Annotated in this window: 23 protein-coding genes and 1 tRNA gene; 3 read left to right on the top strand and 21 right to left on the bottom strand. The window is 66.6% G+C overall.

Annotation, left to right across the window (positions count from 1 at the left end; genetic code table 11):
• Positions 1-28: 28 nt before the first annotated feature.
• Positions 29-880 (bottom strand): alpha/beta hydrolase, encoded by an 852-nt coding sequence (locus tag FJU31_RS18790; RefSeq protein WP_150456089.1) that lies wholly within the window; start codon positions 878-880, stop codon positions 29-31.
• A gap of 832 nt (positions 881-1,712) precedes the next feature.
• Here FJU31_RS18790 and FJU31_RS18785 point away from each other — a divergent pair.
• The gene (locus FJU31_RS18785) at positions 1,713-2,081 is read left to right on the top strand and encodes a hypothetical protein (RefSeq protein WP_150456088.1); all 369 of its coding nucleotides are present in this window, start codon (positions 1,713-1,715) and stop codon (positions 2,079-2,081) included.
• A 78-nt stretch (positions 2,082-2,159) separates the two neighbouring features.
• Positions 2,160-2,477: a hypothetical protein gene (locus FJU31_RS18780; protein ID WP_150456097.1), complete on the top strand. Its 318-nt coding sequence runs from the start codon at positions 2,160-2,162 to the stop codon at positions 2,475-2,477.
• A gap of 115 nt (positions 2,478-2,592) precedes the next feature.
• On the opposite strand, the gene FJU31_RS18775 is transcribed toward FJU31_RS18780, so the two are convergent.
• The 20 genes from FJU31_RS18775 to aspS form a co-directional block, all read right to left on the bottom strand.
• The gene (locus tag FJU31_RS18775) at positions 2,593-3,078 is read right to left on the bottom strand and encodes a surface-adhesin E family protein (RefSeq protein WP_150456087.1); all 486 of its coding nucleotides are present in this window, start codon (positions 3,076-3,078) and stop codon (positions 2,593-2,595) included.
• 484 nt (positions 3,079-3,562) lie between these two features.
• Positions 3,563-3,638, bottom strand: a tRNA-Lys gene (locus FJU31_RS18770).
• 633 nt (positions 3,639-4,271) lie between these two features.
• Entirely contained in the window at positions 4,272-4,937 is a 666-nt protein-coding gene (gene queC / locus FJU31_RS18765; RefSeq protein WP_108769721.1) for a 7-cyano-7-deazaguanine synthase QueC, read from the bottom strand.
• A gap of 78 nt (positions 4,938-5,015) precedes the next feature.
• Positions 5,016-5,717, bottom strand: coding sequence for a 7-carboxy-7-deazaguanine synthase QueE (queE, locus tag FJU31_RS18760; protein WP_150456086.1), 702 nt, complete (start codon positions 5,715-5,717; stop codon positions 5,016-5,018).
• 177 nt (positions 5,718-5,894) lie between these two features.
• On the bottom strand, positions 5,895-6,713 hold the full coding sequence (gene ybgF, locus FJU31_RS18755; protein WP_150456085.1) for a tol-pal system protein YbgF: 819 nt from the start codon (positions 6,711-6,713) through the stop codon (positions 5,895-5,897).
• A 3-nt stretch (positions 6,714-6,716) separates the two neighbouring features.
• A complete protein-coding gene (gene pal / locus FJU31_RS18750) occupies positions 6,717-7,235 on the bottom strand; it encodes a peptidoglycan-associated lipoprotein Pal (RefSeq protein ID WP_150456084.1) in 519 nt (172 codons plus the stop codon).
• 63 nt (positions 7,236-7,298) lie between these two features.
• Positions 7,299-8,618 (bottom strand): Tol-Pal system beta propeller repeat protein TolB, encoded by a 1,320-nt coding sequence (gene tolB / locus FJU31_RS18745; RefSeq protein ID WP_150456083.1) that lies wholly within the window; start codon positions 8,616-8,618, stop codon positions 7,299-7,301.
• Positions 8,619-8,793: 175 nt separating this feature from the next.
• Complete coding sequence (gene tolA, locus FJU31_RS18740; protein WP_150456082.1) at positions 8,794-9,852, bottom strand: cell envelope integrity protein TolA; 1,059 nt, start codon at positions 9,850-9,852, stop codon at positions 8,794-8,796.
• The gene (tolR, locus tag FJU31_RS18735; RefSeq protein ID WP_108769726.1) at positions 9,842-10,270 is read right to left on the bottom strand and encodes a protein TolR; all 429 of its coding nucleotides are present in this window, start codon (positions 10,268-10,270) and stop codon (positions 9,842-9,844) included. Before tolR ends, tolA begins: the two co-directional genes overlap by 11 nt.
• A 24-nt stretch (positions 10,271-10,294) precedes the next feature.
• The gene (tolQ, locus tag FJU31_RS18730) at positions 10,295-11,074 is read right to left on the bottom strand and encodes a protein TolQ (RefSeq protein ID WP_108769727.1); all 780 of its coding nucleotides are present in this window, start codon (positions 11,072-11,074) and stop codon (positions 10,295-10,297) included.
• A 10-nt stretch (positions 11,075-11,084) separates the two neighbouring features.
• A complete protein-coding gene (ybgC, locus tag FJU31_RS18725) occupies positions 11,085-11,516 on the bottom strand; it encodes a tol-pal system-associated acyl-CoA thioesterase (RefSeq protein ID WP_150456081.1) in 432 nt (143 codons plus the stop codon).
• Positions 11,506-12,546 (bottom strand): Holliday junction branch migration DNA helicase RuvB, encoded by a 1,041-nt coding sequence (gene ruvB / locus FJU31_RS18720; protein WP_079222898.1) that lies wholly within the window; start codon positions 12,544-12,546, stop codon positions 11,506-11,508. Before ruvB ends, ybgC begins: the two co-directional genes overlap by 11 nt.
• 285 nt (positions 12,547-12,831) lie before the next feature.
• On the bottom strand, positions 12,832-14,751 hold the full coding sequence (locus FJU31_RS18715) for a potassium transporter Kup (RefSeq protein ID WP_150456080.1): 1,920 nt from the start codon (positions 14,749-14,751) through the stop codon (positions 12,832-12,834).
• Between the two features lie 55 nt (positions 14,752-14,806).
• The gene (gene ruvA / locus FJU31_RS18710; protein ID WP_150456079.1) at positions 14,807-15,400 is read right to left on the bottom strand and encodes a Holliday junction branch migration protein RuvA; all 594 of its coding nucleotides are present in this window, start codon (positions 15,398-15,400) and stop codon (positions 14,807-14,809) included.
• 13 nt (positions 15,401-15,413) lie between these two features.
• Entirely contained in the window at positions 15,414-15,935 is a 522-nt protein-coding gene (gene ruvC / locus FJU31_RS18705) for a crossover junction endodeoxyribonuclease RuvC (protein ID WP_150456078.1), read from the bottom strand.
• A 105-nt stretch (positions 15,936-16,040) separates the two neighbouring features.
• Complete coding sequence (locus FJU31_RS18700; RefSeq protein ID WP_150456077.1) at positions 16,041-16,772, bottom strand: YebC/PmpR family DNA-binding transcriptional regulator; 732 nt, start codon at positions 16,770-16,772, stop codon at positions 16,041-16,043.
• A gap of 360 nt (positions 16,773-17,132) precedes the next feature.
• Positions 17,133-17,765 (bottom strand): esterase/lipase family protein, encoded by a 633-nt coding sequence (locus tag FJU31_RS18690; RefSeq protein ID WP_150456076.1) that lies wholly within the window; start codon positions 17,763-17,765, stop codon positions 17,133-17,135.
• A gap of 77 nt (positions 17,766-17,842) precedes the next feature.
• Complete coding sequence (locus FJU31_RS18685; RefSeq protein WP_150456075.1) at positions 17,843-18,364, bottom strand: GNAT family N-acetyltransferase; 522 nt, start codon at positions 18,362-18,364, stop codon at positions 17,843-17,845.
• A 32-nt stretch (positions 18,365-18,396) separates the two neighbouring features.
• Positions 18,397-18,720, bottom strand: a complete 324-nt coding sequence (locus FJU31_RS18680; protein ID WP_150456074.1) for a DNA primase — start codon at positions 18,718-18,720, stop codon at positions 18,397-18,399.
• A 16-nt stretch (positions 18,721-18,736) separates the two neighbouring features.
• On the bottom strand, positions 18,737-20,488 hold the full coding sequence (aspS, locus tag FJU31_RS18675; RefSeq protein WP_108769734.1) for an aspartate--tRNA ligase: 1,752 nt from the start codon (positions 20,486-20,488) through the stop codon (positions 18,737-18,739).
• A gap of 158 nt (positions 20,489-20,646) precedes the next feature.
• On the opposite strand from aspS, the gene FJU31_RS18670 reads away from it, so the two are divergent.
• Positions 20,647-21,390, top strand: coding sequence for a DUF3011 domain-containing protein (locus FJU31_RS18670; RefSeq protein WP_150456073.1), 744 nt, complete (start codon positions 20,647-20,649; stop codon positions 21,388-21,390).
• Positions 21,391-21,505 lie beyond the last annotated feature (115 nt).

The raw sequence follows: 21,505 nt of genomic DNA, 5'->3' as shown, positions 1-21,505 counted from the left end.
CGCATTTCTCCTGTGGTCGCCGGCGCTATCAAGGCTGGGCTGGCGGGCGTACCGGGAACAGCGTGCGCAGCGCCTGCAGCGCCGCCGGGTGGTAGACCGTACCGTGGCTCTCCTGCGGGAACGGCTGATAGCCGGCCAGCACCGACGGCGACGCGCCCTGCAGCAGCGCGCTCAATTGCTGCGTGGTCTGCGCCAGCTCCGGCTGCCCGCTGCTGGCCAGGAACACGCGCGGCTTGGCCTTGGCCACCGCCGGCAGCAGCTTCGGCGCCGTGGCCAGCAGCGCGCCCTTGTTCCACCACAGGCTCGGGTCCAGCGCGATGTAGCTGTTGAACAGCGTCGGTTCCTGCAGCAGGGTTTCGACCACGAACAGACCCGCCAGCGATTCGCCGATCAGCGCGCGCTCGTCGGTGGTCGGATAGCGCTGTCGCACCTGCGGCATCAGTTCGTCACGCAGGAAGGCGCGGTAGGCGGCCGAACCACCAATGCGCGGTGCGATCTTCCTGTCTTCCGGGTCGCTGCTGGGGCCGGTCATGTCGCGGCGGCGCTCGGTGTTCTCGATGCCCACCAGCAGGAACGGGCGCATGCTGCTGTTGCCGCTCAGCACCTGCACCAGGCCGGCCACGTGCAGGAAATCCTCGCCGATGCCACCGTCGGGCATGTACAGCACCGGCAGCGGCGTCTTCGGGTCCAGGCCCCAGGGCTGCGGGCGGTACACGTTGATGCGGCGGGTTTCGCCCAGCGCCTTCGATTCGAGGGTGAAGGTTTCACCGATCACCAGCGGCGTGGCCGGCGCTGCCTGTGCAGCCGATGCCGGTTCGGCAGCCCACAGCGGCGTAGCAGCGACGGCGGACAACAACAGCGACAGCACGATCAAGCGCATGGACCAACCCGTCCTTGGAAAGATGCCGAGCATAACGCGCTCCTGGCGGCGATGGCGCTGAGCGATGCTACCCTCCATCGTTTCCTGCAAGGAGTTGGAACATGGGTGGATTCAGCATCTGGCATTGGCTCATCCTTCTGGCGGTCATCCTGATCCCGCTCGGCATCGTCGGCGTGATCGTCGCCATTACCCGCAGGAAGTAGATCCACGCCATGCGTGGATGCCCCACCACGCGACATCCCCCGGTAGAGCCGAGCCCACGCTCGGCTGCCGTTGGCGCAGCAACAATCGCCGCACCCCTGTCGCATCTGCACTGAAAATCAGCCGCCAGACGCGCTCGCCCGACCGCCTTCGAAAGAAATATTGAAGCCAGCCATACAAGAGCAGCTTCACACCGAATGGCCCGCACACTGCGGTTTACGCCATTTCTCAGCGCGATCCGCCACGCGTCCCAGCAGATACGTCGCGTCCTGTCGTTTGCTGCGCCAAACGCGCCTGCGACAATACTTGTAAGCGCCTGCACTCGGCGGAGTTTCAGAAAACTCCGATTGAAATCCAGGCGCATGCGTAACCAACATGCCGTGCCACCGACAACGGGTGGCACCGGGCCTGCAAGCCCGGGGAGACAAATCGCATGTTGTTTGCGCTCACCCGTCGGCACTGTCTCTGGATAGTGCCGGCGGGTGATCCGTCGGCCTCTATGGCGGGCGGTGCGTGGGGGTCTTTGGACCCGCCGGTAAATTGCGATTTGTCTTCCGGGCTTGCAGCCACGTACCGTCCGCCACCCGCATCCGCGCGGTGGCGTTTCCGCCCTAGTGTCGAGGAAAACGAGATGAACCCGCGTCCGCCCCAAGCGTCCCGCTCCATCCACACCGTCGTCAACCAGGCCGCCAACGAAGGCAACCCTGCCCCCGACCTGAGCACCTTCTGGGGATGCCTCAAACGCATCCGCGATGGAGACGCCGCCGACGGCCTGTGTTGGCCGGAAGCCAAGCTGCTGCCGGGCCGCGCGCAGGACCTCGCGCGTGTCGAGCGCGCCGCCGTCGGCATGCTTACCGTGGCGGAAATGCTGCACGCCGCCGAACGTTGCCGCGTGCTGGCAACGCCCGATCGGCACCTGGATGAGGGCGCGGTGGACGGCATGTTGCTGGCCTGCCGCGGCCTGGCCGAACTGGTGTGCCGGGATATCCGGCCGCAGTAGCCGCATCGCCATCGCACGCCGGCCCCTGCGTGGGCCGGACCGATGTACAGTCACGTCGTCAATTACAAGGAGGTTCGTATGTTGAATGCCCTGATCATCGCCGCACTGGTCTCAGGCCCGGCCTCATCCTCGCCGTACGCCGATTGCGTGCTGGCCAACATCCAGCCCGGCCTGAGTGACCGTGCGGTGTCGCTGGTGCAGCATGCATGTGCCGCGAAGTACCCCGACAGTTACGCCGACGCGATTGAACTTGAACGCCGACACAGTTCCCAGCGACAGGCACGGTTCGATGCGGATCATGCTGCAGCGGTGCGGTCTGCCAATGCGGCAGCTACTGCCGCGCAGGCGGCGGTGGATCGCAGTCCGGCGCAGGCGAAGGCTGCCGACCCGAAGTAGGCCACATTACATCGGTGGTCAATCAGCCCGGATGGGTCCGCGCTGACGCGCGGACAACATCATCAAGCGGTCTTGCGCAGCGGATTGCCGCGCAACGCTGAAGCCTGGCGCGGGCTCAACCCGCCGAGCAGGCGACGTCCATCACTGCGGCACTCAGTGTGCCCGCATGCACCGGCACAGGATCGAGCGGCCTGGGTTCGCCCCCGAGATACTCGTTGTCTGCGCTGAATTCCAGACTCGAGATATGGGCCACGGTGTGCTTCTTGCAGTCATAGCGCGATCGGATATCCATGTATCGGGTCCTGGAGTGAACCTTGAGATCGTCGGGTACGGAATCAAGCACCTGGCGGATCGTCAGCGTGACGGTGTCACCCTCACGTCGCAGCGTCTGCTGCCTGTCGATATAGGTCTTGGAAGACGCACTGCTGCCCAGGTAGTACCAGCGTTCTGGGGATTTGACCCCGTCTGCTCTTGCTGATGCCGGCGTCGCCGCATTCCCCTGCGTTTGTCCCGCTTTTTCGGCTGCCTGGACCGACGTAATCCCCAGAGCCACAGTGGCAACAAGAATGGCGCCAACGCGCTTCAATTCAACAAACGTCATGTAATTACTGCTCCTTGCTAGGACATGGGGTGTGCAAGTATGCCGTTCGACCGAGCCGCGATTTCCACTCTTGCCTGAATAGCCTGCCTTTCGACTTCGCGGCGCGACTTGATCAATCTGCGCAAAAGCTGGTCAGCACCTGCATGACATCCGGGCGACGCTTCTTTGCGCCGCTCGACGGATGTGATTCAGAGCGCGACCAACCGACACCCTCACGAGGCTCCATGCGTGCTCAATCGCGCCTGCCTGCTCGGCACCTTGTTGCTGGCTGCTGGGTCATCCTTGGCCAAGTCCAGCACTGAGGGTGTGGCATGAACAGCCGGGCGACCCAGAGAAGAATTGCGGGTCGGTCACGTGGGTAACCAACGAGCTGGCCTGTGATGCTCAGCTGATCGTGCAAGGGCCGATAAGGCGGATTGCGGAGCGGAAGGGCGTTTGCGGAGCAAAAAAAAGACGCCCAAAGGCGTCTTCTCTTTGCATGCATTGGTGGGCCGTGATGGATTCGAACCATCGACCAAAAGATTAAAAGTCTTCTGCTCTACCGACTGAGCTAACGGCCCGTGCATGCCCTGCCTGTCGGCGGGGTCAGCATTTTAACCTACTTTGATGGCTGGGTGGGAGAGCAGAAGCGTGCGAACCAACGGTTCGCACCTACCAGAGCAGCCCGGTAGCGCCGGGCCATGCCCGGCGGAAAGCGTGCGAACCAACGGTTCGCACCTACCAGAGCAGCCCGGTAGCGCCGGGCCATGCCCGGCGGAGGGCGTGCGAACCAACGGTTCGCATCTACCAGAGCAGCCCGGTAGCGCCGGGCCATGCCCGGCGAAGAGCGTGCGAACCAACGGTTCGCACCTACCAGGGCAGGTCGGTAGCGCCGGGCCATGCCCGGCGAAGAGCGTGCGAACCAACGGTTCGCACCTACCAGAGCAGCCCGGTAGCGCCGGGCCATTCCCGGCGGAAAGCGTGCGAACCAACGGTTCGCACCTACCAGAGCAGCCCGGTAGCGCCGGGCCATGCCCGGCGGAAAGCGTGCGTACCAACGGTTCGCACATACCACAGCACACCGGTAGCGCCGGGCCATGCCCGGCGGAGAGCGTGCGAACCAACGGTTCGCACCCACCACAGCACACCGGTAGCGCCGGTCCGTGCCCGGCGGAGGGCGTGCGAACCAACGGTTCGCACCCACCGAGGGGCGGTTACGCGTACAGCGTCGGGTCGGCTACGCCGGCATCGGCGAAGCCCTGCGCGCGCAGGCGGCAGGCGTCGCAGTGGCCGCAGGCGGCGCCGTTGGCGTCGGCGTTGTAGCAGGAGACGGTCAGGCCGAAATCCACGCCCAGGCGCACGCCTTCGCTGACGATCTGTGCCTTGCTCAGGAACTGCAGCGGTGCGTGCACGGTGATGCCTGCCCCTTCCACGCCCGACTTGGTGGCCAGGTTGGCCAGCGCCTGGAAGGCGGCGATGAACTCGGGGCGGCAATCCGGGTAGCCCGAATAGTCCACCGCGTTGACGCCGCAGAAGATGTCGTTGGCGCCGAGCACTTCAGCCCAGCCCAGCGCCAGCGACAGCATGATGGTGTTGCGCGCCGGCACGTAGGTGACCGGGATGCCCTCGCCGCCCGCTTCGGGCACGTCGATGTCATCGGTCAGGGCCGAGCCGCCGATGCTGCGCAGGTCCACGTCCACGGTCTTGTGGGCGATCACGCCCTGGGCCTTGGCCACGCGCACGGCGGCGTCCAGCTCGGAGGTGTGGCGCTGGCCATAGCGCACGCTCAGGGCATGCACGGCGAAGCCCTGTTCCTGGGCCATGGCGATGACGGCGGCTGAATCCATGCCGCCGGAGAGAAGCACGACTGCCTTCTTCATGGGTAAAACATCCGGTTGGGAGGGGAAAGCCAGCACGCTGTCCCGCGCCGGAACTACATCAGGGCACCACGCCCGGGCTCATCGGCCCGGCTCGTCGTTCCACAGAATCTTGTGCAGCTGCATCTGGAAGCGCACCGGCAGCCGGTCTTCGACGATCCAGTCGGCCAGCTGGCGCGCGGTGATCTCGCCCTTGCTGGGCGAGAAGAACACGGTGCAGCGCTTCACCAGGTCGTGCTCGGCCAGCATGCCCTTGGCCCAGTCGTAATCTTCGCGGCTGCAGATGACGAACTTGATCTGGTCGCGCGCAGTCAGCAGCGGCAGGTTTTCCAGGCGATTGCGCGCGGCCTCGGCCGAGCCCGGGGTCTTGATGTCCACGACGCGCGACACGCGCGGGTCGACCGCGCTGACGTCCAGCGCGCCGGAGGTTTCCAGGGAGACGTCCATGCCGGCATCGCAGAGCTTCTGCAGCAGCACCAGGCAGCGCTTCTGCGCCAGCGGCTCGCCGCCGGTCACGCAGACATGGCGCACGCCCTGGACCAGGACCTCGGCCACGATGTCGTCGATATCCCACCAGGTGCCGCCGTGGAAGGCGTAGGCCGTGTCGCAGTAGTTGCAGCGCAGCGGGCAGCCGGTCAGGCGCACGAACACGGTGGGCCAGCCGGCGGTATCGGCTTCACCCTGCAGCGAGGTGAAGATCTCGGTGATCTTCAGCCGGGGCAGCGGCGACTGCACGATTTCGCTGGGGGTAGCGACGGCGGCGGACGGGGAAACGGCGGTCATGGCGGGCAATTCTTCATGGAACACGTGGCGGGGGGCTACCGTGGCTGGTAACGAATGCAGCCGAGCATGGCTCGGCTCTACAACAGGCAACCGGGCAGCATTACCGCCGCCGGAAACGAAAGCAGCCGAGCATGGGCTCGGCTCTACAGGTTACGTATTGTACGCCGGGTCAGCGGATCAGCGGATCTGCTTGCCCAGGCGGATCGACTGCAGGCGGTCCTGCGCGGTGCGCGCGGCGTCCGAACCCGGGTACTGCGCCACGACGGATTCCAGGGTCTGCTGGGCCTGGTCGACCTTGCCTTCACCATACAGCGAGAGGCCAACCTTGAGCAGGCCGCCGGAGGCCTTGTCGTGGGTGGGATAACGCGAGATCAGTTCGCGGAACTGTGTCTCGGCCATCGGGAAATTGCGGGTGGCGTAGTAGCTCTCACCCAGCCAGTACAGGGCGTTGGGGGTGTAGACGCCATTCGGGTACAGCTCCAGAAAGCTCAGGAACAGCTGAGCGGAATCGTCGTACTTGCCAGCCTTGAGGGCATCAAAGGCGACGTTGTACGAGGTGCGTTCGTCACCGGTCGCCGCGAGGCTGCCCGGGTCGCCATGCACCGAAGGCGGCCGCTCGGAAGTGGCCGCTGCAGTGGGCTGCGCCGGGGCCACAGGGGCCTTCGACGTGGTGGCCGGAACAGGCGGCAGGGCCGGCGCTGCATTGCCCCCTTCCAACCGGTTCAGGCGGCTGTCCAGATCCAGGTACTGGTCCTGGGCGGACTGCTTGAGCTGGGCGTTTTCGTGCTGGATCTGCTCGAGGGTCGACTGGAGGCTGGTGACCTGCTGCCGCAGCTGATTGATCTGGTTCAACAGGTCCTGGTTGGCACTGTTGTTGTACATCTGCTGCTCGAGGGAACCGACACGGTCGGCCAGGCTCGGCCGCTGTGCATGCGCCGGTGCGGCAGCCACGAGGGCTGCCGCAACGACCAGCATCAGTTTGATGCCAATGCGCATGGATTACTGCGCGGTGTAAACGATTTCGACGCGACGGTTCTGCGACCAGCAGGACTCGGCCGATTCGGTGCAGACCGGACGCTCTTCACCGTAGGACACGACGGTCAGCTGCGAAGCCGAGCCACCGTTGGCCTGCAGGGCCGAATTGACGCCGTTGCCACGACGCTCGCCCAGGGCCTGGTTGTACGCGCGCGAACCGCGCTCGTCGGTGTGGCCCTGCAGGGTGATGCGCGAGGACGGACGATCACGCAGGTACTTGGCGTGGCAAGCCATGATCGCCTGGAATTCCGGCTTCACGTCTTCCTTGTCCAGATCGAAGTAGACAACGCGCTGACGCAGGCAGGCGTCGGTGTCCAGGTCGCCCGGGCCGTACAGGCCGGAGGTGGACGGACCGGTCGGGGCGGTGGTCGAGGTGCCGGTGTCGACCGAAGCCGGGGCTTCTTCCTTCACCTTCTTCGAGCAACCGGCCAGGACGGCCACAGACAGCAGGGAAACAAGCAGAACGCGGGTGGACTTGTTCATGGCAATACCTTTGTGGCTCCTAGGCCGATGAGGGGTCAATACAGCGAAAATATTAACACTCTTTTAGCGCTGGGTACGGTATGGCGACCACGCCGGTTCGCGCACATCACCATCGGCCAGCACCAGGCGCTGGCGAACCCGCCCATCGGCAGAGACGGCATACAGCACGCCACGGCCACCTTCGCGGGCGGCGTACAGCACCATGCTCGCGTTCGGGGCAAAGCTCGGCGACTCGTCCAGCGAGCCCACCGACAGCGTATTCCAGCGCGGGGAGCCCAGCGAGCTGTCCATTACAGCGATTTTGTAACTGTTGCCCGAGCCCTGTGCCACGGCGATCTTCTTGCCGTCATAGGACACCGAGGGCTTGGCGTTGTAGTTGCCCTGGAAGGTCACGCGCTCGGCACTGCCGCCGCCGGCGCCCACCTTGTAGACCTGCGGACGGCCGCCGCGGTCGGAAGTGAAGTACACCGCGCTGCCGTCCGGGGCCCAGGTCGGCTCGGTATCGATGGCGAAGTGGTTGGTCAGCTGGGTCAGCTGCTTGCTGCCCAGGTCCATCACGTAGATTTCGGGATTGCCCGAGCGCGACAGGGTCAGGGCCAGCTTGCGGCCGTCCGGCGAGAAGGCCGGTGCGCTGTTGATGCCGCGGAAGCTGGTGACCAGCTCACGGGCGCCGGTGGAGATGTTCTGGATGTAGATGGCCGAATTGCCACGCTCGAAGCTGACGTAGGCCAGCTTGCCGCCATCCGGGCTCCACGACGGCGACAGCAGCGGCTCGGCCGAGCGGACAATGGTCTGCGGGTTGTAGCCGTCGGAGTCGGCGACCATCAGCGCGTAGCGCATGGCATCGCCCTTGCCGCTGGCGGTGACATAGGCGATACGGGTCCAGAACGCGCCGCGGACACCGGTGATCTTCTCGTAGATGGCATCGGCCATCTGGTGGGCCACATCGCGCATGGCATTGCCACGTGCGGTCATGGCCAGGCCCAGCAGGCGCTCGCCCTTGGGCACGTCGAACAGTTCGTACTCGACGCGGTAGGCGCCGGCACCGGCGTCGACCACGCGGCCGACCACGATGTAGTTCTGCTTCAGCGCGCGCCAGGTCGGGAACTGGATCTCGCCGCCACGGGCCGGCTTTTCCACGATCTGCGCTTCGGGCAGCGTGCGGAACTGGCCCGAACGCTCCAGGTCGGCGCGGACGACGCCAGCCACATCGGTCTGAGGGGCGCCGGCCGAACCCTGGTAGGGCATGGGCACGATGGTGATCGGCAGTGCGGAGGCATTGCCGCCGATGATGTCGATATCCAGCCCCTTCTGCTGCGCGACGGCAGCGAAAGGCAACAACAGGGCCGCAAACACGGCAAGCCAGCGAGGCATCTTCTTCATGGAGCGCTCAATAAAGGGGAAACCGGACAGATGGATAACAAAACGGGGGTGAACCGCTTCGCAATCATGAACCAAGGGTACGTGAATTCCGGGTCAGTGCCAGCGCGCGCTCTCACGCGCCGTTAACTTCGGCCCCCGCCGCGCAGCGCGGACGGGGCTGTCCGAAGCGCCTCGATCAGTCCTGCGCCGTAAAGGTGAAGTTGATCGTGCGGTTGAACACCGACTCAAAGCCGCGATACGGCAACGGTTGGGCATTGAGCACGGCGGCTTCGATCGAACGCTTGCCGGCGTCGTCGTAGGGGCAGCTGCCCGTGACCTGGGCCCGCAATACCTGCCCCCCCGGGATCTGGGTGATCGTCACCTGGCACTTCTGCCCCAGCGGCACGCTGTCCGGACGCGTCCAGGCATCACGCACCTTGGCCTGGATGGCCGCGGCGTACTTGGCGGAAAGATCATCGCTGGTGCCACCACCACCCGCTGCCGGCTGGGCCGCGCCGGTGCTGCCGGCCGGGGTCGTGCCTGCGGCGTTGCGGGCGGCGGCTACCTGGCGCAGCTTCTGCTCGGCCAGCTTGGCTTCCTTCTCGGCCTGCTCGCGCTTGGCCCGGATCTCGGCGATCTTCTTCTGCCGCTCGGCCTCGGCCTTGTCGGCCGCCACCTTCTGCTGCTCGGCGATCTTCTTCTTGGCGTCCTCTTCCTGCTGCTTGGCCAGGCGTGCCTTCTGCTCGGCTTCTTCCTGGCGCTTGCGCTCGGTCAGGTCGATCTGCTCCTGGCGGCGCTTGGCTTCCTGCTCCTGCTTGGCCTTCTCCTGCGAGATAGCCAGGGCGTTGACCGCGTCCTGGTCCTTGGTGTCCGGCTGGGCGACGCGTTCCTGCGCCTGTTGCTGCTGCGGCGTGGGCGCGTCCTGCGGGCGCGGCTCCTCGATCGGCTGCGGCGGCGGGATGGTGTCTTCCGGCACGGGCACCGGCACCGGCTCGGCGACCGGTTCGGGCAGGTCTTCCAGTTTTTCCGACTGGCGCAGGGCCTGGCGCGCGGCAGCGGCTTCGGAGGAAGACAGCGCCAGGCTGGCCTCGACCGACGGGTCACCGGCGGCGGCTTCGGTATTGCGCTCCGGCGACCACAGCCAGGCCACGATGAAGACCAGCGCGACCAGCAGGTGCACCAGCACAGCCAGCGCCAGGGGCAGGCCCCAGCCCGGTTCCTGCTTGTGCGGCGGTGGCAGGGTGTCAGCGTGCATCGGTGGCCAGGCCTACCTTGTCGATCTTGGCGCGCTTGATGACATCCATCGCGTCGACGACCTTTTCATAGGCCACGGCACGGTCGGCGGCGACGATCACCCGCACGTCCTTGTCCTGTGCGGCGATGCCGGACAGGCGGCCCAGCAGCTCCTCGGCGCTGACCGCGGTCGGCTCCTTGGCGTCGGGCAGCTTCAGGCTCAGCTGGCCGTCCTGGCGGACCGAGACGACCACCGGGTCCTGCTTGCTTTCCAGCGCCTTGGCGTTGGACTGCGGCAGGTCGACATCGAAGCTCAGGGTAAGCAGCGGCGCAGTGACCATGAAGATGATCAACAGCACCAGCATGACGTCGATGTAGGGAACGACGTTGATTTCCGATTTCAGCTTGCGGCGCTTGCGGCGACCGATGGCAGCGGACATGGCTTGGACTCCCGGGTCAGTCGCTTACTCGTCGCCAGCGCTCTGGCGCTGCAGGATGGAGCTGAACTCTTCGGCGAAGGTTTCAAACCGCACCGACATGCGTTCCACGCGGGTGGTGAAGCGGTTGTAGGCCCACACCGCCGGGATCGCCACGAACAGGCCGATGGCCGTGGCGAACAGCGCTTCGGAGATACCCGGGGCGACGGCGGCGATACCGGCCTGGGCACCGCTGCTGATCATGTCGTGCATGGTCACCATGATGCCGAACACGGTACCGACCAGGCCCACGTACGGGGCGGTGGAGCCGATGTTGGCCAGCAGTTCGAGGTTGCGCTCGAGCTGGTCCACTTCACGGGTGTAGGTGGTGCGCATGGCGCGCTGGGCACCTTCCAGCTGCGCGCGGCCATCCAGGCGACGCTTGTCGCGCAGGCGGCTGTACTCGCGGAAACCGGATTCGAAGATGGCTTCCAGGCCACCGACATTGCGGCTGCGGTCGGTGGCCGAGCTGTACAGCTTGCCCAGGTCGGCGCCGGACCAGAAGCGGTTCTCGAACTCGTCCGCCTCACGGGTGGCCTGCTTGAAGACGCGGGCCTTGCGGAAAATGATCACCCAGCTGACGAACGAGCCGATCAGCAGCAGCAGCACGATGAGCTTCACCGGCAGGCTGGCCTTGGCCATCAGTTCGAGGTAGTTGATGCCGCCGCCGGTGGTGGCCTGGGCAAGGGTCTGGGTCGCGGCGTTGCTGACATCGGCCGGCAGTGCCTCGGTGACCGTGGCCTGCAGGGCCAGGAGCGTTGCGATCATCCGTTGTTCCTCAAAGTTCGGATTCGGGGTGGAGGTGGGGTTGCAGCGTGGCAAGGACGGGTTCGTCCATGCCACGCGGGCGGAAACTGGCCGCGTCCAGTGCGGCGATGCGGACCTGGGCCGACAGCAGAAGCTCGCCGTCGCGCTCGACCCGCTGGTCGAAGACCATGCTGGCCTTCTTCAGCTGGACCAGGGTGGCGCTCACCTGCAGGGCATCATCCAGCCGGGCCGGCTTGATGAAGTCCATCTGCATCGAACGCACCGCGAACACCATGCCGTGCTCGCTGCGCATGCGCTCCTGGCCGTAGCCCAGCGCGCGCATCCATTCGGTCCTGGCCCGTTCCATGAAGGCCACGTAGCGGGCGTGGTACACCACCCCGCCAGCGTCCGTATCTTCCCAGTAAATGCGTGTCGGCCAACTGAATCGGGGCTCAACCGACATCGGGAACCTCCGCAAACAGATCCTGCGGCGGGTTTTTCGGCTTCAGGCCCATGTGCCGGTAGGCCTTGTGGGTGGCCATGCGGCCGCGCGCGGTGCGCACCAGGAAGCCCTGCTGGATCAGGTAGGGTTCGACCACGTCTTCCAGGGTGCCGCGTTCCTCGGACAGGGCCGCGGCCAGTGATTCGATGCCCACCGGGCCGCCGTCGAAGTAGTCGACCATGGTCTTGAGCAGGCGCCGGTCGAGCTCGTCGAAGCCTTCCGGGTCGACCTTGAGCATCTTCATGGCGGCCTGGGCGACGGCTTCGTCGATGTGGCCGCCGGCCTTGACCTGGGCGTAGTCGCGCACCCGGCGCAGCAGGCGGTTGGCGATACGCGGGGTGCCACGCGCGCGTCGGGCGATCTCCCCTGCCCCGTCGGCGGTGCAGTCGATGGCCAGGATGGCCGCCGAACGGCGCACGATGCGAGTCAGTTCCTCGACGCTGTAGAACTCCAGGCGCTGGACGATGCCGAAGCGGTCGCGCAGCGGCGCGGTCAGCAGGCCGGCACGGGTGGTGGCGCCGATCAGGGTGAACGGCGGCAGGTCGATCTTGATCGAGCGGGCTGCGGGGCCTTCGCCGATCATGATGTCGATCTGGAAATCTTCCATCGCCGGGTACAGCACTTCCTCGACCACCGGCGACAGGCGATGGATTTCATCGATGAAGAGCACGTCGTGCGGCTGCAGGTTGGTCAGCAGCGCGGCGAGGTCGCCAGCCTTTTCGATGACCGGGCCGGAGGTCACCCGCAGCGCCACGCCCAGTTCATTGGCGATGACATGGCTGAGGGTGGTCTTGCCGAGGCCCGGCGGGCCGAAGATCAGCACGTGGTCGAGCGCGTCGCCACGAGCCTTGGCGGCCTGGATGTAGATTTCCATCTGCTCGCGCACCGGCGCCTGGCCGAGGTAATCGGCCAGGCGCTTGGGTCGGATGCTGGCGTCGGCGGCGTCATCCTCGCGGGTGGCGCCGGCGCCGATGATGCGATCGTCGGTCATGTGCTGATTATGCGGCAAAAGTACGGGTTTCGACCGGGCTGCGCCCGGCACCCGCGGAGGCAACGGCAACATCCAGAGCAACAGCCGGAGCAGAAGCGGGCATGCCGTGGGATGGCGGGGTGGGTCCGGTTACGGGGGACGCTGCAAGTACGTCCATGTAAGCTCGGTCGCCGCATCCATGCGGCTCACGCCCCCGCAACCGGACCCACCCCGCCTTCGACAGTTTCCTGCGAGCTGTTGGGAACTGCTGCTGCTCGTGGGTGCCGACCGTTGGTCGGCACGGGGTCAGATCTCGACCTGCGCACCCAGCTCAACCAGGCGGTTGCCCGGGATGCGGAAGAAGCCCGTCGCCGGTGCGGCGTTGCGATGCATCAGCGCGAACAGCTTGTCGCGCCAGATCGGCATGCCGCGGTTGGCGGTGGCCACGATGGTTTCGCGGCTGGCGAAAAACGTGGTGTCCATCGGGTCGAAGTAGATGCCGCCGTGGTCGCACGAACGCATCAGCGCCAGCGGCACGTCCGGGGTTTCCATGAAACCGAAGCGCACGTAGACCCGGTAGAACTCGTCGCCCACCGATTCGATCTTCAGCCGCTGCCCTTCCACCGCATAGGGAATGGGCAGGGTTTCCACGTGCAGGAACACGTTGCGCTCGTGCAGCACCTTGTTGTGCTTGAGGTTGTGCATCAGCGCATGCGGGGCCACGGTCGGGTCGGCGGTGAGGAACACCGCGGTGCCCGGCACGCGCACCGGCGGCGCCAGCATCAGGCCCGGCAGGAAGGTGTCGATGCGGATGCCGTCCTTGCGGATCTCATCGCGCAGCAGCTCGCGGCCACGGCGCCAGGTGCGCATCATGGTGAACAGGAAGATGCCCAGCACCACCGGGAACCACGCGCCCTGCAGCAGCTTGGCGCCGTTGGCGATGACGAAGCCCAGGTCGATGATGAAGAACACCACGCACAGCGGCAGGATCCAGTTGCGCGCCTTCGGCCACAGCGAGCGGGCCACCAGGGCCAGCAGCAGGGTATCGATGAGCATGGTGGCCGACACCGAGATGCCATAGGCCACGGCCAGGTTGGACGAGCTGCGGAACGCCAGCACCAGGCCGATGACCATCACCGCGATGCCCCAGTTGATGCCGGGAATGTAGATCTGGCCGATGGTGTCGTGCGAGGTGTGCTTGATGCGCATGCGCGGGATGTAGCCCAGCTGCATCGCCTGGCGCGACACCGAGAACGCACCGGTGATGACCGACTGCGAGGCGATGACCGCGGCCATGGTGGCCAGGATGATCATCGGGTACAGCGCCCAGTCCGGCACGGCCTCGAAGAACGGGTTCTTCACCGCCTCCGGATGGTTGAGCACCAGCGCGCCCTGCCCCAGGTAGTTCAGCACCAGGCACGGCAGCACGAAGAAATACCACGCGTGACGGATGGGCTTGGCGCCGAAGTGGCCCATGTCGGCGTACAGCGCTTCGCCACCGGTCACCGCCAGTACCACCGCGCCGAGGATGAAGATGCCGTGCCAGCCGTGGTCCATGAAGAAGCGGATGGCCCACCACGGGTTAAAGGCCTTCAGCACTTCCGGTGAATCGACGATGTTGTAGATGCCGATGGCGGCCAGCGAGAGGAACCAGATCGAGGTGATCGGCCCGAACAGCTTGCCGATCTTCTCGGTACCAAAGCGCTGCACCGCGAACACGGCCAGCAGCACCACCACCGTGATGGGCACGATGAAGGCATGCAGGCCCGGGGCCGCCACCTCCAGGCCTTCCACCGCGCCGAGCACTGAGATCGCCGGGGTGATCACACCATCGCCGAAGAACAGCGAGGCGCCGAAGATGCCGAGGATGCCGACCACGTACGCCGAGCGCGACCCGTTGCGCAGCGTGCGCTGGGTCAACGCCATCAGCGCCATGATGCCGCCCTCGCCGTCATTGTCGGCGCGCATGATGATGGTCACGTACTTCAGCGTGACCACGATGTTGAGTGCCCAGAACGCCAGAGACAGCACGCCCAGCACGGTGTCGTGGTCGCTGTTGAGCCCATAGTGCGGCGAGAACGCCTCTTTCAGGGTGTACAGCGGGCTGGTACCGATATCGCCGAAGACCACGCCGATCGCACCGATGATCAACGCCAATCCCCCGGCCGGGGGGGCGTGACCATGGCCGCCGGGGGCGGCTGTGTGCGGGGTTTGACTGCTGGACATGCGACTCCTGGCGAAGCTCAGGCGATGGAGGAATGGGAAAAAACCAGCGCGCGCTTCAGCGCAGCGCCGACTGCAGGGCCTTGCGGATGACGGTGGCCACTTCGTCGCCTTCATTGAAGGCGTCGCGGGCCATGCGCGCCGCTTCGGTCGGCTTGTAGCCCAGCTGCTGCAGGGCCTCCGTGGCGTCGGACAGCGGGTCGGCCGGGGCCGGGCCGCTGCCGGTGGGCAGGGCGCCGCCGGCACCGAACTGGGCGGCACGGTCACGCAGCTCCAGCACCATGCGCTCGGCGGTCTTCTTGCCGATGCCCGGGATGCGGGTCAGCGCGGTGATGTCACCGGCCTGGACCATGCGCGCGAACTCCTCGACGGTGACGCCGGACAGCACGGCCAGCGCGATCTTCGCGCCGATGCCGCTGACCTTCTGCACGTCGCGGAACAGCCTGCGCTCACCCTCGCGCAGGAAGCCGTACAGCGAGACGCTGTCTTCCTTCTGCGAGTAGTGGGTGTACAGGGTGACCTCGCGGCCGAGTTCGGGCAGGTCGTAGAAGGTGCTCATCGGCGCCTCCAGTTCGTAGCCCACCCCGTTCACGTCCACCACCAGCCACGGCGGTGCCTTGTAGGCGACGATGCCGCGCAGTCGACCGATCATTGCGTGCAGCTCCTCATTTGCGGCCCCAGGCCTGGCGGGCACTGAGCCCCAGGCGGTTGGCCGTCGCCCTTACGTGGGCATGGGTGATTGCCACCGCCAACGCGTCGGCCGCGTCGGCCTGCAGCTTGGTTTTCAGGTTGAGCATGAGCCCGACCATGTGTTGAACCTGTTGCTTTTCGGCGCCACCACGGCCGACCACGGCCAGCTTGATCTCGCTGGCGGCGTATTCGTGCACCGGCAGGTCGCGCAGCACCACCGCCGAGATCGCCGCGCCACGGGCCTGGCCCAGCTTCAGCGCCGAATCGGGGTTGCGGGCCATGAAGACCTTTTCGATGGCCACTTCGTCCGGCTGGAACTGCTGGCACAGATCGGCCAGGCCCAGCACCAGCAGCTTCATGCGCTGGGGGAAATCATCGGCGCCCAGCAGCACCAGCGGCTGGTGGTGCACGTGGCTGACCTTGCCGGCGGCGTCGACATCAATGAGGCCGACCCCGGTCCGCTGGGAACCGGGGTCGATGCCGAGGATGCGGGTCATGTGGCACTCCTGGCCGGGTGGAACGGGAAACGCTGGCAGGCGTATGGGCTCATGACTGTCCGCGGTGACCGTTCAACGGCCCGCGCCCAGACCGTCGAGGACGGCTCAGGCGTAGGCGTCGGCGCCGAGCTCGGCGTTGGAGTACACGTCCTGCACGTCGTCCAGGTCTTCCAGCATGTCCAGCAGCTTCTTGACCTGCAGGGCGACGTCGCCCTCGACCTTGATGTCGTTGTCCGCGCGGAAGGTGATCTCGGCGTGGTCGGCGACATGGCCGGCCTCGGCCATTCCATCCTTGACCGCGTTGAACGCGTCCGGGCTGGTGACCACGTCGATCGCGCCGTCTTCCGGATAGACCACGATGTCGTCGGCGCCGGCCTCGATGGCCGCTTCGGTGATCGCTTCTTCATCGGCACCGGCGGCGAAATGCAGCACGCCCAGGCGCTTGAACATGAAGGCGACCGAGCCTTCGGTGCCCATGTTGCCGCCGCACTTGCTGAACGCGTGGCGGACATCGGCCACGGTGCGCACGCGGTTGTCGGTCAGGCAGTCGACGATGACGGCGACGCCGCCCGGGGCATAGCCCTCGTAGCGGATTTCCTCGTAGTCGACGCCTTCCAGTTCACCGGTGGCCTTCTTGATGGCGCGTTCGATCACGTCCTTGGACATGTTCACGCTCAGGCCCTTGTCCATGGCAACACGCAGGCGCGGGTTGTTGTTGGGGTCGCCTCCACCGCCGCGCGCGGCAACGCCGATCTCGCGGATGATCTTGGTGAAAATCTTGCCGCGCTTCGCGTCAGACGCGTTTTTGCGGTTTTCGATCGAGGGACCTCTTCCCATGGGTGTTACCGTCTGGCTGCTTCAGGATCAAGGCGCGGATTCTACCTGATCGGCGGCCGCAACCGTGTCTAGGCCCGTATTGTTGTAGAGCCGAGCCAATGCTCGGCTCAATGGGCCCGACGGGAATGCAGCCGAGCATGGGCTCGGCTCTACAGGGCGACCCCGCCCCCTGCCCTTACGCCGCCGCGGCGTCGCGGCTGTGGTCGAACTGGCCGTGGCGCAGGAAATGCGCGGTCTGCCGCGGCAACCGTGTCTAGGCCCGTATTGTTGTAGAGCCGAGCCAATGCTCGGCTCAATGGGCCCGACGGGAATGCAGCCGAGCATGGGCTCGGCTCTACAGGGCAACCCCGCCCCCTGCCCTTACGCCGCCGCGGCGTCGCGGCTGTGGTCGAACTGGCCGTGGCGCAGGAAATGCGCGGTCTGCCGCGCGGCGTCGGGCGATACCACCAGGCCGCTGTGGCTGGTGCGCACCACGCAGTGGTCGGCCAGGCCCGGCAGGCGGGTCTCGGCCAGGGCCACGGTGCCGTCGGATACGTCATCCAGCGCGCCCAGCAGGCTGCCCAGGCCATGCGGCACCGACCCGGCGATCAGGCCGACCTTCGCCCTGCCCTGCCAGTCCGGCAGGCCATCGAGCAGCAGTTCGCTGCTGCGGCCCAGGGCCAGGCCCCAGCCGTGCTCGGACAGCGACCGCGCCGTGCCACTGCCACGCAGCGGCGAGCCCAGGCAGACCACGCGCTGCACATCCAGCTGCGGCTGGCGGCGCAGGGCCTCCAGCGCCAGCAGGCCGCCCAGGCTGTGGCCAACCAGCGACAGCGGGCCGGCGTCGGCCAGCCGCTCCAGCAACTGCGGCACGGCTACATCGGGGCCGCCGAAGATCGAGGAGTAACCGAAGGTATGCACCCGGAAACCACGGGCGCGCAGGCGCCAGGCCAGTGGCCCGACCCAGGCACGGGCGTTCCAGATGCCGTGCAGCAGCAGTACGGGGGGAGTCATGCGTTACAGCCTGGCGTTCGGCGGGGCGGGACGTACGGTGATTGAACAGAATCGACCGGCAAGCGCCGGTGAACATCTCACGCCGGGCGCGGCGTCCGGCGCAGGATGAATTCCAGGTCGTTGGTTTCGCCGACCGGGAACAGGTACTCGCCGGCTTTCTCGAAGCCATAGCGGGCATAGAAGCGCTGGGCGCCGAAATTTTCCGACCACACCCCCAGCCACAGGGTGCGCGGGCCGTCCTGTTCCAGCCAGGCCAGTGCGGTTTCCAGCAGGCGGCTGCCCCAGCCACAACTCTGCTGGGTCTTGATCAGGTACAGGCGCTTGAGCTCACCGTCACCGGGCTTCACGTCCGGGTGCGGCAGCCCGCAGGGGCCGGCGGCGGCATGGCCGACCGCCTCCCCGTCCAGCTCCAGCAGCCACACCGCGTAATCGGGGTGAGCCAGGATGGTGCGCTGCCGTTCCACCGTATAGGACTCCTCGAGGAAGTCCTGCAGGTGCTGCGGCGGGTACAGATGGCCGAAGGTCTCGGTGAACGTGCGGGCAGCCAGCGCCGACAGGGTCGGCGCGTCGTCCACGGTGGCGCGGCGGATGGAATACATGGGTCGAGTTGACGCCAGGGCGACGGTCGGGGTCAAGCCCGTTCCGACGACTCGGTTTCGTCCTCTTCGTCCTCGTCCTCTTCCTCGTATTCCTCTTCGTCCTCGTCCTCGCCTTCTTCTTCCTCGTCCTCGTCGAACTCTTCCTCTTCGTCGTCCTCGTAATCCTCGACGCCGAAGTCTTCACCGTCCCAACGGCCTTCGCCGTCGGCGACGAAGGTCAGGGCCATCGCCGCCGGGTTGTTTCCGACACGGACCAGCCAACCACCGAAGACGCGTGCACGCTCGGTGACCAGGTTGGCCTCGGAGCCTTCATTGCCCAGCTTTTCCCACTCCAGCGAAAACGCAAACTCGGTCATTGCCTGGATCTCCTGATCAGTTGGTCTTGGGGCGAACCTGGATGTGCACTTCGGCCAGCTGCGTATCGACGATCGGCGACGGCGCATCGGTCATCAGGTCCTGCGCACCAGTGGTCTTCGGGAACGGAATGACGTCGCGGATCGACTCGGTGCCGGCCATCAGGGCAGCGATGCGGTCGATACCGAAGGCGATGCCACCGTGCGGCGGCGCGCCGTAGTTCAGCGCGTCGAGCAGGAAGCCGAACTTGGCACGGGCCTCTTCGGCGCCGATGCCCAGCAGCTCGAACACCGCGCTCTGCATGTCCGGGCGGTGGATACGGATCGAGCCGCCGCCGATTTCGTTGCCGTTGAGCACCATGTCGTAGCCGCGCGACACGGCGGTACGGGCGTTGGCGCGCAGGTCGGCGATGTCGTCCACGGCCGGCGCGGTGAAGGGGTGATGCAGGGCGACATAGCGCTGGTCTTCGTCGTCCCATTCGAACATCGGGAAGTCGGTGACCCACAGCGGGGCCCAGCCGTCGGCGACCAGGCCGAAGTCCTTGCCGGCCTTCAGGCGCAGGGCGCCCATGAAGTCGGACACCTTGTTGTAGCCACCGGCACCGAAGAACACGATGTCGCCGTTGCCGGCGCCGACGTGGGCGACCAGGGCGGCAAACGATGCCTCGCTGAAGAACTTCTGGATCGGCGAGCTGACTTCGCCGTTGTCGGCGATCTTGATGTAGGCCAGGCCCTTGGCGCCGTACTTGGCGGCGTGGGCGGCGTATTCGTCGATCTGCTTGCGCGACAGGGTGGCGCCGCCCGGGATGCGCAGCGCGGCCACGCGGCCTTCGGCGTCATTGGCCGGGCCGGTGAACACGGCGAACTCGCTGTCCTTGACCAGCTCGGCCACGTCCACCAGTTCCAGCGCGATGCGCAGGTCCGGCTTGTCCGAACCGTAGCGACGCATCGCCTCGGCCCAGGTCATGCGCGGGAAGGTGGCGGCCAGCTCGACGTCGACCACTTCCTTGAAGATGGCGCGGATCATCGACTCGACGAAGTCCTGCACGTCCTGCTCGCGGACGAAGGCGAATTCCATGTCCAGCTGGGTGAATTCCAGCTGGCGGTCGGCACGCAGGGCCTCGTCGCGGAAGCAGCGCGCGATCTGGTAGTAACGGTCGAAGCCGGCCACCATCAGGATCTGCTTGAACAGCTGCGGGCTCTGCGGCAGGGCGTAGAACTCGCCCGGGTGCATGCGCGCCGGCACCAGGAAGTCGCGCGCGCCTTCCGGGGTGGCCTTGGTCAGGATCGGGGTTTCGATGTCCTGGAAGCCGCGCTCGTCCAGGTGGCGGCGCAGGGCCTGCACCAGCTTGATGCGGGTGCGCTGCATGCGCTGCATTTCCGGGCGGCGCAGGTCCAGGTAGCGGTACTTCAGGCGGGTGTCTTCGCCCGGGTTCTCGTGCGCGTGGAACGGCAGCGGGGCCGCCTTGTTCAGCACGGTGATGGCGGTGGCGATCACTTCCACCTTGCCGGTGGCGATCTTGTCGTTCACCGCATGGCGGGCGCGCACCACGCCTTCCACCTGCAGTACGTCCTCGTAGCCCAGCGAGGCGGCCACGGCGAACACTTCGGCGTTGTCGACCTCCACGGTCACCTGCACGATGCCTTCATGATCGCGGAGATCGATGAAGCAGACGCCGCCCTGGTTACGGGCCACGTCGGTCCAGCCGGCGAGGGTGACAGTCTGGCCAATCAGGGTCTCATCGACCAGGCCGCAGAAGTGGGTACGCATGGGGGGAAGCTCCGCTGGAGAACGCCGGCGCCCGACGGGGACCGGAAAGCCCCGTATTCTGCGGCCGAGGCCCCGGCCGGGGCAAATGCGGACAGTCACACGGGCTTTATCCGCCCCGTCCTTATAGTCGCGCACCACACACCGTATGGGGATCCGCCATGAAACCGCTGTCCCTGGCCAGCCTGGCCCTGACCTTGTCCGTGGGCGGCCTTGCCAGCCTCGCCCTGCCCGCTGCCCCCGCCGCTGCGCAGAACGGCGTCGTCCGCTGCGAGAGCCAGAACAACCGCGAGCGGGTCTGCAACACCGGCTGGCGCAGCGCGCAGATGGTGCGCCAGCTGTCCGGCTCGTCCTGCGTGGAGGGCCGCACCTGGGGCAGCCGCAACGGCAGCATCTGGGTCACCAATGGCTGCCGGGCCGAGTTCGTCGAGGGCCGCGGCGGCTGGGGCGGTGGCAATGGCGGCAACTGGGGCGGCAGCAGCGGCGGCAGCACCATCCGCTGCGAGAGCCAGGACAACCGCGAGCGGACCTGCCCGACCAACTGGCGCGGCGCGACCCTGGTCCGGCAGATTTCCGGCTCGGCCTGCGTGGAGGGCCAGACCTGGGGCGTCAGGCGCGGCAGCATCTGGGTCAACCGCGGCTGCCGTGGCGAGTTCGCCGAATCGCGTGGCGGCTGGGGCGGAGGCAATGGCGGCAACTGGGGCGGCGGCAACAGCAACTACGCCGTCACCTGCAGCAGCAACAACAATCGCACCCAGAACTGCGACTGGGATGAGCGCCAGGGGCGCCCGGTACTGCAGCAGCAGCTGTCCGGCAGCGCCTGCCAGGAAGGCCGCAGCTGGGGCTATTCGCGTGGGCAGGTGTGGGTGAGCAACGGCTGCCGGGCGCGTTTTGGTACCCGTTGAGGGTAGCGCCGGGGCGCGGTCAACCGCAGAAACGCCGCCGGGCATGGCCCGGCGCTACCGGATACATTTAGGTCGGAAACGCTGGTCCGGTACGCGCTGGGGGTAGCGCCGGGCC

The sequence above is a fragment of the Stenotrophomonas cyclobalanopsidis genome, from assembly GCF_008710035.1.
GTDB lineage: Bacteria > Pseudomonadota > Gammaproteobacteria > Xanthomonadales > Xanthomonadaceae > Stenotrophomonas > Stenotrophomonas cyclobalanopsidis.
Note: the sequence above shows the minus strand (reverse complement) of the source record. Positions and strands in the feature narration are given on the sequence as shown.

Excerpts from the sequence above, each read along its gene's own strand:
- FJU31_RS18790 (WP_150456089.1), bottom strand. The coding sequence starts at position 880 with ATGCGCTTGATCGTGCTGTCGCTGTTGTTGTCCGCCGTCGCTGCTACG.
- FJU31_RS18785 (WP_150456088.1), top strand. The coding sequence starts at position 1,713 with ATGAACCCGCGTCCGCCCCAAGCGTCCCGCTCCATCCACACCGTCGTC.
- FJU31_RS18780 (WP_150456097.1), top strand. The coding sequence starts at position 2,160 with ATGTTGAATGCCCTGATCATCGCCGCACTGGTCTCAGGCCCGGCCTCA.
- FJU31_RS18775 (WP_150456087.1), bottom strand. The coding sequence starts at position 3,078 with ATGACGTTTGTTGAATTGAAGCGCGTTGGCGCCATTCTTGTTGCCACT.
- queC (WP_108769721.1), bottom strand. The coding sequence starts at position 4,937 with ATGAAGAAGGCAGTCGTGCTTCTCTCCGGCGGCATGGATTCAGCCGCC.
- queE (WP_150456086.1), bottom strand. The coding sequence starts at position 5,717 with ATGACCGCCGTTTCCCCGTCCGCCGCCGTCGCTACCCCCAGCGAAATC.
- ybgF (WP_150456085.1), bottom strand. The coding sequence starts at position 6,713 with ATGCGCATTGGCATCAAACTGATGCTGGTCGTTGCGGCAGCCCTCGTG.
- pal (WP_150456084.1), bottom strand. The coding sequence starts at position 7,235 with ATGAACAAGTCCACCCGCGTTCTGCTTGTTTCCCTGCTGTCTGTGGCC.
- tolB (WP_150456083.1), bottom strand. The coding sequence starts at position 8,618 with ATGAAGAAGATGCCTCGCTGGCTTGCCGTGTTTGCGGCCCTGTTGTTG.
- tolA (WP_150456082.1), bottom strand. The coding sequence starts at position 9,852 with ATGCACGCTGACACCCTGCCACCGCCGCACAAGCAGGAACCGGGCTGG.
- tolR (WP_108769726.1), bottom strand. The coding sequence starts at position 10,270 with ATGTCCGCTGCCATCGGTCGCCGCAAGCGCCGCAAGCTGAAATCGGAA.
- tolQ (WP_108769727.1), bottom strand. The coding sequence starts at position 11,074 with ATGATCGCAACGCTCCTGGCCCTGCAGGCCACGGTCACCGAGGCACTG.
- ybgC (WP_150456081.1), bottom strand. The coding sequence starts at position 11,516 with ATGTCGGTTGAGCCCCGATTCAGTTGGCCGACACGCATTTACTGGGAA.
- ruvB (WP_079222898.1), bottom strand. The coding sequence starts at position 12,546 with ATGACCGACGATCGCATCATCGGCGCCGGCGCCACCCGCGAGGATGAC.
- FJU31_RS18715 (WP_150456080.1), bottom strand. The coding sequence starts at position 14,751 with ATGTCCAGCAGTCAAACCCCGCACACAGCCGCCCCCGGCGGCCATGGT.
- ruvA (WP_150456079.1), bottom strand. The coding sequence starts at position 15,400 with ATGATCGGTCGACTGCGCGGCATCGTCGCCTACAAGGCACCGCCGTGG.
- ruvC (WP_150456078.1), bottom strand. The coding sequence starts at position 15,935 with ATGACCCGCATCCTCGGCATCGACCCCGGTTCCCAGCGGACCGGGGTC.
- FJU31_RS18700 (WP_150456077.1), bottom strand. The coding sequence starts at position 16,772 with ATGGGAAGAGGTCCCTCGATCGAAAACCGCAAAAACGCGTCTGACGCG.
- FJU31_RS18690 (WP_150456076.1), bottom strand. The coding sequence starts at position 17,765 with ATGACTCCCCCCGTACTGCTGCTGCACGGCATCTGGAACGCCCGTGCC.
- FJU31_RS18685 (WP_150456075.1), bottom strand. The coding sequence starts at position 18,364 with ATGTATTCCATCCGCCGCGCCACCGTGGACGACGCGCCGACCCTGTCG.
- FJU31_RS18680 (WP_150456074.1), bottom strand. The coding sequence starts at position 18,720 with ATGACCGAGTTTGCGTTTTCGCTGGAGTGGGAAAAGCTGGGCAATGAA.
- aspS (WP_108769734.1), bottom strand. The coding sequence starts at position 20,488 with ATGCGTACCCACTTCTGCGGCCTGGTCGATGAGACCCTGATTGGCCAG.
- FJU31_RS18670 (WP_150456073.1), top strand. The coding sequence starts at position 20,647 with ATGAAACCGCTGTCCCTGGCCAGCCTGGCCCTGACCTTGTCCGTGGGC.